This window comes from Rhodococcus cercidiphylli (assembly GCF_033042225.1).
Lineage (GTDB): Bacteria > Actinomycetota > Actinomycetes > Mycobacteriales > Mycobacteriaceae > Rhodococcoides.
The window spans coordinates 266,225-278,260 of the sequence record NZ_JAWLKE010000007.1; the positions used below are offsets into that span (position 1 = coordinate 266,225).

The following is a 12,036-nucleotide window of genomic DNA, read 5'->3' on the forward strand; positions in this document are numbered from 1 at the left end:
CATTATCGGACCGTCTCGAGTTTCTTCATCCGCTCGAGTACGGCGTCGGCCGTGGGCGAGTTCAGCTGATCGATGACTGCGCCGTCGGCGAGGAACACGACGCGGTCGGCGTAACTGGCCGCGCGTGGATCGTGCGTGACGATGACGACGGTCTGATCGAATTCGTCTGCGGCAGTGCGCAGAATCGACAGCACCTCGCCGGACGAGCGGGAGTCCAGGTTACCGGTGGGCTCGTCGCCGAACACGATGTCGGGTCGGCCTGCCAGTGCACGGGCGCACGCCACTCGCTGCTGCTGTCCGCCCGAGAGTTCGCTGGGGCGGTGATCGAGGCGGTCGCGCAGGCCGAGTCGGTCGACCACGGTGTCGAGCCATTCTTTGTCCGGCGTGCGGCCGGCGATGTCGAGGGGCAGGGTGATGTTCTCCAGCGCGGTGAGGGTCGGCACCAGGTTGAAGGCCTGGAACACGAATCCGATTCGGTCCCTTCGCAATCCGGTCATCTCCTTGTCGGAGAGCGCCGTCAACTCGGTGTCGCCGATGGTCACCGTTCCCGAGGATGCGTTGTCCAAGCCGGCCAGGCAGTGCATGAGCGTGGACTTGCCCGAACCCGAGGGGCCCATGATGGCGGTGAATTCTCCGCGAGCGAATTCGACGCTCACCCCGGACAGTGCGTGGACCTGGGTGTCCCCTGATCCGTAGACCTTCGATACGTCGACCGCACGTGCGGCAATGTCGCTCATGGGTGCCAGTGTTCCAGCGTTCTGCGCCGGTCGCTATCAGGGGAGACCCTGAACACCACCTCTATGATGGGCGTCATGCGCATCGGAGCCCACGTCCGCGACAGCAGCGACCCTCTCGGAACGGCCGAGGCTCTCGGCGTCGACCTCGTCCAGATGTTCCTCACCGATCCGCAGAAGTGGAACAAGCTCTCCCCACATCCTCAGGGCGAGGCGTTGCTGGCCGGCGATGTCGACGTGGTGGTGCACTCGTCCTACGTCCTCAATGTGGCGAGCTTGAACAATCGGATCCGCATTCCGTCGCGCAAGGCCGTCGTCGAGCAGGCTGCTGCTGCGGCCGAGATCGGGGCCATCGGTTTGGTCGTCCACGGCGGCCACGTCCGTGAGGGTGAGGACACTGCCAAGGGAATCGACAACTGGCGCAAGCTGTTCGAGCGCCAAGCGGAGCAGGGCGGCTTCGCCGTGCCGATCTTCGTCGAGAACACCGCAGGCGGAGACTCCGCGATGGCACGCCACTTCGACGACATCGCCCGGTTGTGGGACGCGATCGGTGAATTCGGTGCCGGCTTCTGCCTGGACACCTGTCATGCGTGGGCCGGGGGCGAGGATCTGGTCGACGTGGTCGACCGGATCAAGGCCATCACCGGACGAATCGATCTGGTGCACCTGAACAACTCACGCGACGAGTTCGACTCGGCCAGGGACCGGCACGCCAATCTCGGCACCGGGACGGTCGACGCCGAGATTCTGACCGCCGTCGCACTTGCGGCCGACGCGCCGGTGATCCTGGAGACTCCGCCCGAGGGGATCGAAGACGACGTCAGGCTGCTGAAGAGCCTGTAGTGGTGAGAGCGAGGTCGTTCACGGCCGACGCCCACAGCCGGATCAGTTCGTCGATGCCCGGCAGATTCGCAGCCCAGGCGATGCGCGCGAGTGCGGTACCCGCACCCGTCACGGTGATCCCGATGTCGATGGCGTGATCGCGACTGGGCTCTGCCAGTGCATCCTCGTGCACGATGATCTGTGCTCCTGCGCGCGAGGCCAGCGCGGGATAGTTGCGGGCCAGCGCGTAGTCGCAGCCGCCGTTCGGCACCGAGTCGAGTCGCCTCGCGACCTCGTCGACGAGGTGCTCACGGTGCGAAGGGACGGCGAGCGCGTCGACGGGAAGCGTGGGAAGCCGGACCGGGTGAAGTGCGCCGGTGCTCTCGAGGTCGAGGTCCACCAGCACGCCGGCCGAGGAGCCGCGACGGTTGTTTCTCTGCCACGTGGACACGGCCGAGCCCAGAGCGGCGAGCAGCAGAATGCGGCGGTGGTGTCGGCCGTCGGGCAGAGTGAACGTCATCGACGTCTGTTCGAGGACTGCGGTGTGTTCGGTGAGCAACGGCCGCTCCGCCGGAGTCAGGACGGCCACCCAGTACGGAACCTGTTCGGCTACCTCGGTGCAGAGAGTGCGTCCGAGCTGAGCCGGACTGATCGTCTCGCGGTGCACGAGTCTGAGCGGTGCGAACACGGTCACGGCGACGAACCCCACTTTCGGTGCAGATTGTCCTAGCCTTACCTAACCCTCGCCAGGCTAGCTCAAGCCGTGATCGGACGCCAGGACGCCCCCTGTCGGGATCGGTTCAGCCGGTGGCGCGCAGCGCCGGAATGCCGGGAGCGACCGGCAACCTTCCGGTCTCGAGCTCGCCGAGCAGGCCCTCCGACCAGGTCAGCAGCCCGGTGACGTCGAGGTGGTGCGGTGGGTTGCACTCGAAGCCGACGAGCCGGTCGTGTCCCTGCCGAAGCAGCGAGGCGGCGCCGACGCGATTCCCGCGCATCAGATGGGTCAACCCGACGGCGAGTTGGGCGAGGCCCTGCCACAGCGGACGCTCGTCGGACGGGCAGCTCCTCCAGGTGCCTTCCAGTACCTCGTGCGCATGGAACGGCATGTTCGCGTCCAGGAATCTCTGCGCTTCGACGAGAGCGGCGGTGGGCGGAAGCCGAAGGTCGTCCGGCACCCGTGGGGTTCCGTTTCCACCGCGAGCCATGGGACGCCCAAGACCGTCACGAGGCCTGGCATTGAGGGGTTTACCGTGCGCATCACGTTCGCGTTCGGCCATGGCGGAAACCCTAGTGTGTGGTGGCCCGCACCACCGTGCTCATCGGTGGGAAGACGAGCGCGCGGTGATGACACCCAGCGCGATCAGCGCTGCAGCAGAGGTCACGACCATCGTGGTGGCCACAGCGATCGCGTCGTTTCCGAGCACGCCGACGATCGGCGCGACGATGGCACCGAGTCCGAACTGAGCTGCTCCGAGGAGGGCAGCGGCACCGCCTGCTGCCTCACCGTGCCTGGACAGTGCGAGCGCGGGCGCGTTGGGCATCACGAATCCGACGGCCCCGAGCACGAACCACAGAGGGACGACGAATCCGGCCATGCCGCCGACCCCGGTGATCGCCAGGACCGTCATGACAGCACCCGCGAACACGGCGAAGGACAGCGCCGTCAGCACGATCTGCACCGGTGCGAAGCGTCCGAGCAGAAGGACGTTGAGCTGCGAAGCCCCGATGAGCGAGATGGCACCGGCGGCGAAGACGATCGCGAACTGCTGCTCGTCGAGGCCGAACTCCTCCTGCAGGACGAACGACGACCCGGCGATGTACGCGAACAGCGAGGCCATCGCCAGTGCGGCGACGAGGACGAGAACGACGAACTGGGCGTCCCGCAGCAGTGAACGGTAGGTACGCAGTACCGGCATGACGCCGCTGGCGCGGCGACGCTCGGGCGGCAGCGTTTCGCGGAGCGACACGATGGCAAGAGTCATCAGAGCGACACCCATGATCGCCAGCGCCGCGAACACGAGACGCCACGATCCGACCAGCAGCACGCCACCGCCCAGCGACGGAGCCAGCACGGGAGCGACGCCCATGACCAGCATCAGGCGGGACAGGACGGTCGCGGCGGCGCGGCCGCTGAACAGGTCGCGCACGATGGCCATCGCGACCACGGCTGCGGCCGCAGCACCCAGACCCTGTACGACGCGAAGGCCACCGAGAACAGCGATGTTGGGAGCCACGATGCATGCCACGGAGGCCAGGATGTGCACTCCGGTGCCGACGATGAGTGGCAGCCGTCGGCCGACGATGTCCGACAGCGGCCCGATGATCAGCTGACCGAGGGCAAGGCCGACCAGGGTGCCTGCGAGGGTGAGCTGCACGGCGGACGAGGACGTGTTCAGGTCGTCGGCGATCGCCGGAAGAGCCGGCAGATACATGTCGATGGTCAAGGGGCCGAGCGCGATGAGCGCGCCGAGCACCAGGATCACCCGCAGGCGTTCCTTGGAGGTCGGCTCGGGGGACGTCTTCGTTGCCTGTGCTTCGGCTACGGCTGTCTCGGTTGCTGACGTGTTCGGTGCTAGGGCCACCCGAGGTTCAGCAACCGGGGTACTCGTTCTGTTCCCGTTGCTGACTACAACTTTCGTGTTCTAGGCCACGGCATCGGACAGTACCGTCAGCTTCTCGACTTCCTGGCTGGTCAGAGCCAACGCCGGCGCATCGAGCAGGGCCGGTAGCTGAGATATCTTGCTCGCACTCGCGATCGGGGCGGTGACTCCCGGTCGGGCCAGCAGCCAGGCCAGCGCGACGCTCGAGATCTCTGCCGCACGGGATTCGGCGATCTCGCGCAGACCCTGCACCACGTCCAGACCGGCATCGGAGAAGTATCCGGTGGTCAGTCGTTCTCGCTGCTTGCCGGCCAAGTCCTCGCGGGTGCGGTACTTGCCCGTCAGGAACCCGGCGGCGAGGGAGAAGTACGGGAACACACCGAGGTCGTTCTCGACGGCCAGGTTCTGCAGCTCGCCCTCGTAATCGCGACGGGCCACGAGGTTGTAGTGCGGCTGCAGTGCGATCGGCGGAGCGAAACCGTTCTCCTTCGTCAGTTCCAGCCACTCGCGAACGCGTGCAGGCGAGTAGTTCGAGATTGCGACGTGCCGGACCTTGCCTGCTTCGACCAACCCGTCGAACGCGGCGAGGGACTCCACGAGTGGGGTCTTCTCGTCGTCGTAGTGCGCGTAGTAGACGTCGATGTGGTCGGTCTGCAGCCGGCTCAGCGACGCGTCGGCGGCAGCCCGGATGTTGTCCGCGGCCAGTCCGCGGAACTCGGGATGCTGGCTGACCTTGGTGGCGATGACGACGTCGTCCCGGTTTCCGCGGGCTCTGGTCCAGTTGCCGATGATGGTTTCGGATTCGCCGCCGGAGTTGCCGTCGGCGAATGCCGAGTACGAATCCGCGGTGTCGACGAAGTTGCCTCCGCCCGCGGTGAACGCATCGAGAATCTCGAAGGACGCAGCCTCGTCGCTGGTCCAGCCGAAGGTGTTCCCGCCGAGGGCGAGCGGAAAGATGTCGAGATCGGAACGGCCGATGGCAACCACGGACAAACCCCTTACGTTGGCGTACAACTCGACTGTACGAGCAGTTCGGGGCTCAATGCCACGTGTGGTCCACCAGAGCGGTTCGCGGACCGAATTTGGGCTTGGTGGCCTTGCCGCTCAGGTACAGCAGCCGAATCGCGCGATGCCGATGCGGGGCCAGGGGCTGCAGATACTCGACCATCTCCGCGTCGTCGATCGGTCTACCCAGCAGTGACCAGCCCACCACCGACGCCAGGTGGTAGTCGCCCACCGACAATGCGTCGGGATCCCCGAGGGCGCGTTGCGCGGTCTCGGCCGCCGTCCAGACACCGACGCCCGGGATGGCTCGCAGCCTGCGCGCAGCGTCCTCCGGTGTCATTCCCGACGCCTCCTCCAGGCGTCCGGCCGCGCAGGCAGCGCGGACGATGGTCTTGGATCGGGCCGGGTCGACGTTGGCTCGGTGGTAGTCCCACGACGGAATGCGGCGCCACACGTCGGGTGTGGGGAAGACGAACATCGGCTTGGGCGTCGGACCCGGTGCCTTGTCGCCGAACTTGCTCACCAGGTACCGCCACGATCCGAATGCCGAAATTCCGTGTACGCGTTGTTCGATGATCGCCGGAATCAGGGCCTCGAGTACCAGTCCGGTTCGACCCAGTCGCAGGTGCGGTAGCTGCCGATGGGCTTCCCGGAGAATCGGATGCTCCGGTGCGAAGGTGCCGGCGTCGTCGTCCAACCCCAGCAGAGCGGGTGCCGCGTCCAACAGTTCGGGTGCGCCGGGGCCCCAGGCTCGAACCTGCGCGCTCGTCGGCGACACCTGTGTCAGGCGGTAGGTCACCGGGCCCGAACTCATCCTCGACGTGCGCCAGATCCCGCCGTCCGGCGTCGACTCGTAGGTGGGATCACCGCCGCCACGGCGCAACGGCGACACCGACATCCGGACGTCGATGCGCTGCTCGGACGTGACCAGGCGCGCGATCCCGTCGGTACCGGCGTCGTCGGGCATCGGTTCGTCACCTCCGAACGGTCGTGGCCATGCGGACCGAGTGGGTCCCCGTCAGGGCGTCGGTCGACACTGTTGCAACGTCGACGGCAAGATACATAGTGCCTCGCGGAGCGCAGGAGTGCCGCACGGAGTCTCTCGCCGCCTCTGGCCAGGTCTACAGCGTCAGGAGGATTTTCGTGGCTCGATCGAGTGCCGCATCGTTCGTCGGAGTCGCGTACGCGTTCGTCGTGGCGATGATGGGTACGACCATGCCGACGCCGCTCTACGCGTTGTACGAGGTCGAGTTCGGGTTCTCCGTATTCGTCGTCACGCTGGTGTTCGCGGCGTACGCGGTCGGTGTACTCGCCGCCCTGCTGGCTTTCGGGCGGTGGTCGGATTCGCTCGGTCGTCGTCCGATGCTGTTGGCGGGCATCGGGTTCGGTCTGATCAGTGCCGTGGTGTTCGTGACTGCGGGCTCGCTCACGGCGCTGGTGATCGGGCGGGTGCTGTCCGGATTGTCGGCTGGAATTTTCGTCGGAACCGCGACGGTGACCCTGATCGAACTGGTGCCGGACAAGTGGCGGGACCGTGCCCCGGCGATCGCCACGGCGGCCAATATCGGCGGCCTCGGCCTGGGTCCGCTGGTGGCCGGGTTGCTGGCCGAATACCTTCCGCAACCGCTACGCCTGACCTTCTTCGTCGACATCGGCCTGCTCGCGGTGGCCGCTCTGGCGGTGTTTCTCGCTCCCGAAACCGTTCGGGTCGCAGCGGGGGCGCGCCCGCAGATGCAACGACTGTCCGTACCGGCGGACGTTCGTGGCACTTTTCTGCGCGCGTCGATCGGTGGTTTCGCCGGTTTCGCAGTGCTCGGCCTGTTCACCGCGGTATCACCGGGATTCATCGCGGGGGTGCTGCAGATCGACAACCATGCCGTCACCGGTGTCGTGGTGTTCGCGGTCTTCGCGGCATCCGCGACCGCGCAGATCCTGCTGGGCCGGGCCGATCCGACGTCGGCGCAGCGCTGGGGTTGCTTCGTTCTGACGATCGGGCTGGTGGTCCTGGCGCTGTCGCTGCTCCTGACGTCGCTGCCGGTCCTGGTGATCGCGGCGCTGCTGTGCGGCGTCGGGCAGGGCGTGACGTTCAGCAACGGTATGGCGGCCATCGCCGCTGGGCTTCCGCCGGAACGTCGAGCAGAAGTGACCTCGACGTTCTTCGTGGTGCTGTACGTCGCCATCTCGTTGCCGGTCATCGGGGCCGGGGCTGCGGCGAACGAATGGGGATTGGTGACTGCGGGACTGGTGTTCTCCGCGCTCGTCGCAGCGCTCGCGGCGGTGGCGTTCGTGCTGCTCACCCTCGACGGCAGGAAGGCCAGGGAGTCCCACTACGCCTGACCCGGTTGGCAGTGCGCCGGAATCGAATTCGCACTGCCGCGCAGTCGAGTGCCAAGTACCTCGGTGTTCGTGCGCGAGTCACCCGGAGTTTGTCGGTGCCCCGAAGTAGGGTCTGAGACCGTGATCATCGTGAGTACGGACGGCTCGTGTCTGCGTAACCCCGGCGGAGCAATCGGGTGGGCGTGGGTCAACCACACGGGGCCGAGCAACTCCGGCGGTGAGCCCTCGGGCACCAACCAGGTTGCCGAGCTCAGGGCCCTGCTGGAGGCGGTTCTGGCGCACCCGGGCCCCGAGCCGCTGTTGATCGAATCCGACTCGCAGTACGCGATCAAGTGCGCGTCGGAATGGCTCGCGGGCTGGAAGCGCAAGGGCTGGAAAACAGCGGGCGGTACTCCGGTGCGCAACCTGGAGCTGGTGCAGAGCATCGAGCGAGCCATCACCGAACGTGAGGGTCCGGTCCGGTTCCGGTGGGTCCGCGGACACGTCGGCAATCACTTCAACGAAGCGGCCGACGCCTTGGCCGGTGAGGCCGCACGCGCCGTGGCCGCCGCCGGTACGCCGGCACCGGTAGCGACAACACCGGCTCCGGTGGCTGCTGCCCCTGCCTCTCAGGCACCGGTGACACGGCCCACGTCCGACGACGCGGTCCCGACGCTGTTCTGATCGGGCATCCCGCCCGGACGTGAGAATTGGACAACGGCAGCCGGTAGAATCTGGACATTCCACTCGAATCGGATTCTCTGACACCGGAGGCGTCGAGCGCACTGTGCACTCCATAGACTTCTTTCGGCCACCCGTGGCCGCTGCTCCGGCCGTTCGTTCTCGCGTGATCGCATGGTGATCACCGCGCTGCTTTCCTTGCTCCTCGGCTTCGTGCTCACCGCCGCGATCATCGCGGCCAACGGGTACTTCGTCGCCCAGGAGTTCGCTTACATGTCCGTCGACCGGGCGACATTGCGTACCGGTGCCGAGAAGGGCGACGCGTCGGCCGAGCGGGCACTGAAGGTCACCAAGCGCACGTCGTTCATGCTGTCGGGCGCGCAGTTGGGTATCACTGTCACCGGTCTGATGGTCGGATACGTGGCCGAGCCGTTCATCGGAGAATCGCTGGGCGAGCTGCTCAGCAGTGCCGGAGTGCCCATCGCGGTGGGCATTTCCATCGGCACGGTTGGCGCTCTCGTGCTCGCGACCGTCGTGCAGATGATCTTCGGCGAGCTGTATCCGAAGAATCTCGCCATCGCCAGTCCCGATCCGCTGTCCCGACGCCTTGCCCGCTCGACGCTCATCTACCTGGCCGCCTTCGGTTGGCTGATCACCTTCTTCGACAAATCCTCCAACGCGATGTTGCGTCTGCTGCGAGTCGAGCCGGTGCACGACGTGGACAGCAGCGCCACCGCGAAGGATCTGGAGAGCATCATCGAAGACTCCCGCGCGAGCGGGGATCTGACCGAGGACCTCTCGTTGCTGCTCGATCGCATCCTGGACTTTCCCGAGCGCGATGTCGCACACGCGATGATTCCTCGCACTCGGGTGGATGCGGTCACGCCCACCACTGCCATCGGTGAGATGCGGGCGCGGATGGTGCGTGCGCACACCCGGTATCCGGTGATCGGCGACCGTGAGGAGCCGATCGGTGTGGTGCAGCTGGCCGAGGTGATGGCCGCTGCGCCCGACGACACGCGGCCGGTCACCGAGATCATGCGGGCACCGCTGATCGTGCCGGAGCTCATGCCACTCGAAGATGCCCTGGAGTTGTTGTCCAGCACCAAGAACGAACTGGCGTGCGTCATCGACGAGTACGGCGGATTCGCCGGGGTGCTCACCATCGAGGATCTCGCCGAGGAATTGGTCGGCGAGATCACCGACGAGCACGACGACGAGGACATCGCAGGCGTGCACGATCAGGAAGACGGAGTGTGGCTCATGGACGGCGACGTCCACGTCGACGAGGTCGAACGCACGATCGGTCGCGACATGCTGTTGCCGCGAGGCGATTACGAGACGCTCGCAGGCCTGCTCATCGCGGAGGGCGGGAATCTGCCCGAGGTCGGAGACACCGTTCGTATCGATCTCGCGGTGTTCGGAGCCGATCTGATGGAAGACGAACCGCCGCGTCCGTCCCTGGAAGTCGAGGTGCTCGAGGTGGACCGGCACGTGCCGAGTGAGCTGAGAATCAGACTGCACGAGAACTCGCCGGACGGCAGCGAGGCGTCGTCGGAGTCGGACGAGGACGCGGAGCGATGAACGCGTGGGTCGTCGTCGCGGTGACGGTACTGCTCATCGCGCTGAGTGCGTTCTTCGTCGTCATCGAGTTCGCGCTGCTCGGTGCCCGTAGGCATCGACTGGAGGAGAAGGCAGGCACGAGCCGATCGGTTCGGGCCGCGCTGCGCGGAATGAACGAGTTGACGATCATGCTGGCAGGCGCGCAGCTCGGCATCACTGCCTGCACCTTCGCTCTCGGTGCCGTCACCAAGCCTGCCGTCGATTCCTGGCTGGGCCCGGTGTTCACCTCGTGGGGTGTGCCGGGATGGTTGGCCGGAACCGCCGCGTTCGCGCTGTCGCTGTTGCTCGTGACGTTTCTGCATCTGGTGATCGGTGAGATGGCCCCGAAATCCTGGGCCATCGCACACCCCGAACTCGCTGCCACCATCATCGGGTTGCCGTCTCGGGCGTTCATCCGCCCCTTCCGGCTGTTCCTGGTGTGGGTCAACAAGATCGCCAACACGCTCGTCCAACGGTCGGGAGTGGAGCCGGTCGAGAACGCTGCGGTCGGCGGCCGCGACGCCGAGACCATCCGCAACCTCGTCGAGTACTCGTCGCAGGTCGGCGTACTGGAACCGGAACTGCAAACCCAGATCACCCGGGTGATCGAACTCGAGACGCTGACCGTCGAGAAGATCACGGTGCCCGACTCCAAGGCGACGTCGGTTCCGCACGGTGCCACGGTGTCCGACGTGCAGGCCGCGGCGCTGCGGTCCGGTCACCTGCGGGTACTGCTCACCGACAGCGCAGGCGCGACGCCCGGTGTCGTGCACGTGCGCGACACGTTGCTGGCAGCCGCCGAGGAACCCGCCGCCGACTACGCACGGGAGGCCTACTCGGTCGACGGATCGACACCGGTGTACGAGTTGCTACGGCAGATGCGCAACCGCAGCGTTCAGCTCGCGGTTGTCGAGACCGACGGACAGTTCCTCGGCATCGTCACGCTCACCGACGTCATCAAACGCGTACTGCCCACGGCTCGTGCTGCACAGCAGGACAATTCAGCCGCGCGGTTGCATCCGACTGTTGGGTAGCGCAGGTGCGTGCAGTCGAGATCCCGGATAGCCCTCGACGGTGCCGAACTGCTCGCTGCCGCGCTCGTAGGCGGCCCGGTACTCGACGACGTCCTCGTGGCTGCGGCCGACGAAGTTCCACCACATGACGATCTGCTCCCCGAACGGCGGTCCACCGAGCAGCAGCATCCGCACCGGCTCTCGGGTCGGATTGTGCAGATCGAGCGTCGAATCGCCCGGTTCGCGATAACCGAGTTCGGCTGCGGCGAGGACGGTCTCGTCCATCGTCACGGTGCCCTGATCGACGATGACGCCGTGTTCGAACGTCGGGTCGACGTCGAGGGTGACGCGGGCTCCGGCGTCGAGCACGATCTCGGCTCCGAGGAGTGGGGTGAACGTGGCCACCGGCGAGGTCTCGCCGAGCAGTGAGCCGAGAAACACTCGAGCCGTCAGCCCCTGGCTCGTGTGAGTCCGCGGCACGTAGTGCTCGAAAGCCGGCTCGGTGAAACGAGAGCGAGCCGGAAGTGCCACCCACAGTTGCATGCCGTGCAGAATTTCGGTCTCCGGGGTGGAGGTTTCGGAGTGACTGATGCCGTAGCCGGCCGTCATCAGATTGAGCTCTCCAGGACGCACCATGGCATGCGATCCGACGCTGTCGCGATGCTCGATCTCGCCGGAGAACAGCCAGCTGACGGTCTGGAGTCCGGTGTGCGGATGCGGCGGCACGTCCATCGACGACGTGTCGGGGCCGTAGTGGTCGGCGAAGCACCACGCGCCGATCAATGAACGCTGTCGCTGGGGGAGCGTGCGCCGGACCTTCAAGGCGCGAGGACCGCCGAGGGGAACCTCGCGTGGGGTGAGAATCTCGATGGTCATACGTGCAACGCGGTTCCGCTGAGCAGCCGCACGTCGTAGGACTCGGCCGCACCGTGCACCTCGGTCGATCCACCGTGGACCGTGTACAGCACCGCATACGAGGTGAAGGTGGCCGGTTGGCCGTCGTCGGAGTCGATGGTGACGCGTGGCAGTACGACCAGCAGGTGGGTCCGGTTGCCGTCCGACAGATTTTCGACGACGGTGCGAACCTCGAAACCCAGGTCGGATCGAGTGACATCGGTGGACTCGAGCGTCTGTCCGCTCAGAACGAGTTGCGCCGCCCAGACGCCTGCGGATCGATGGGCATCGAGGGTCCCGGTGATGTCGTCGCCGGTGAAGTCGTAGTGATTCGCTGCTGTGAAAGGCATGGTCACAGGCTATGCCTCG

General features: G+C 66.3%; 13 protein-coding genes. 5 read left to right on the forward strand and 8 right to left on the reverse strand.

Annotated features, from left to right (window positions below):
* Positions 1 to 2 precede the first annotated feature (2 nt).
* The gene (locus R3P95_RS19505) at positions 3 to 737 is read right to left on the reverse strand and encodes an ABC transporter ATP-binding protein (protein WP_068048639.1); all 735 of its coding nucleotides are present in this window, start codon (positions 735 to 737) and stop codon (positions 3 to 5) included.
* Positions 738 to 812: 75 nt separating this feature from the next.
* On the opposite strand from R3P95_RS19505, the gene R3P95_RS19510 reads away from it, so the two are divergent.
* Positions 813 to 1,577 (forward strand): deoxyribonuclease IV, encoded by a 765-nt coding sequence (locus tag R3P95_RS19510; protein WP_317549216.1) that lies wholly within the window; start codon positions 813 to 815, stop codon positions 1,575 to 1,577.
* Here the strand turns inward: R3P95_RS19510 and R3P95_RS19515 are convergent.
* The 5 genes from R3P95_RS19515 to R3P95_RS19535 all read right to left on the reverse strand — a co-directional run bounded on the left by R3P95_RS19515 (position 1,555) and on the right by R3P95_RS19535 (position 6,128).
* Positions 1,555 to 2,250, reverse strand: coding sequence for a condensation domain-containing protein (locus R3P95_RS19515; RefSeq protein WP_149406848.1), 696 nt, complete (start codon positions 2,248 to 2,250; stop codon positions 1,555 to 1,557). The two genes, R3P95_RS19510 and R3P95_RS19515, sit on opposite strands and share 23 nt — an antisense overlap.
* 106 nt (positions 2,251 to 2,356) lie before the next feature.
* Entirely contained in the window at positions 2,357 to 2,833 is a 477-nt protein-coding gene (locus R3P95_RS19520) for a DUF309 domain-containing protein (RefSeq protein ID WP_317549217.1), read from the reverse strand.
* A 39-nt stretch (positions 2,834 to 2,872) separates the two neighbouring features.
* Positions 2,873 to 4,138 carry a multidrug effflux MFS transporter gene (locus R3P95_RS19525; protein WP_394855441.1) on the reverse strand — a complete coding sequence of 422 codons (1,266 nt, stop codon included), beginning with the start codon at positions 4,136 to 4,138 and terminating at the stop codon, positions 2,873 to 2,875.
* A 60-nt stretch (positions 4,139 to 4,198) separates the two neighbouring features.
* On the reverse strand, positions 4,199 to 5,143 hold the full coding sequence (locus R3P95_RS19530; protein ID WP_283347282.1) for an aldo/keto reductase: 945 nt from the start codon (positions 5,141 to 5,143) through the stop codon (positions 4,199 to 4,201).
* A gap of 52 nt (positions 5,144 to 5,195) precedes the next feature.
* Entirely contained in the window at positions 5,196 to 6,128 is a 933-nt protein-coding gene (locus R3P95_RS19535; protein WP_283347225.1) for a DNA-3-methyladenine glycosylase family protein, read from the reverse strand.
* 176 nt (positions 6,129 to 6,304) lie between these two features.
* Between R3P95_RS19535 and R3P95_RS19540 the strand changes: the two genes are divergently transcribed.
* The 4 genes from R3P95_RS19540 (at position 6,305) to R3P95_RS19555 (ending at position 10,794) form a co-directional block, all read left to right on the forward strand.
* Positions 6,305 to 7,498: an MFS transporter gene (locus tag R3P95_RS19540; protein WP_283347226.1), complete on the forward strand. Its 1,194-nt coding sequence runs from the start codon at positions 6,305 to 6,307 to the stop codon at positions 7,496 to 7,498.
* A 120-nt stretch (positions 7,499 to 7,618) separates the two neighbouring features.
* Entirely contained in the window at positions 7,619 to 8,161 is a 543-nt protein-coding gene (locus R3P95_RS19545) for a ribonuclease H family protein (RefSeq protein WP_283347227.1), read from the forward strand.
* Between the two features lie 171 nt (positions 8,162 to 8,332).
* On the forward strand, positions 8,333 to 9,742 hold the full coding sequence (locus R3P95_RS19550) for a hemolysin family protein (RefSeq protein WP_223145655.1): 1,410 nt from the start codon (positions 8,333 to 8,335) through the stop codon (positions 9,740 to 9,742).
* Complete coding sequence (locus R3P95_RS19555) at positions 9,739 to 10,794, forward strand: hemolysin family protein (protein WP_149406853.1); 1,056 nt, start codon at positions 9,739 to 9,741, stop codon at positions 10,792 to 10,794. The genes R3P95_RS19550 and R3P95_RS19555 overlap by 4 nt, the downstream gene beginning before the upstream one ends.
* Here R3P95_RS19555 and R3P95_RS19560 read toward each other — a convergent pair.
* Both R3P95_RS19560 and R3P95_RS19565 read right to left on the reverse strand, forming a co-directional pair.
* Positions 10,762 to 11,649 (reverse strand): pirin family protein, encoded by an 888-nt coding sequence (locus R3P95_RS19560; RefSeq protein WP_317549218.1) that lies wholly within the window; start codon positions 11,647 to 11,649, stop codon positions 10,762 to 10,764. The two genes, R3P95_RS19555 and R3P95_RS19560, sit on opposite strands and share 33 nt — an antisense overlap.
* Positions 11,646 to 12,017 carry a hypothetical protein gene (locus R3P95_RS19565; protein ID WP_317549219.1) on the reverse strand — a complete coding sequence of 124 codons (372 nt, stop codon included), beginning with the start codon at positions 12,015 to 12,017 and terminating at the stop codon, positions 11,646 to 11,648. The genes R3P95_RS19560 and R3P95_RS19565 overlap by 4 nt, the downstream gene beginning before the upstream one ends.
* Positions 12,018 to 12,036: the final 19 nt, after the last annotated feature.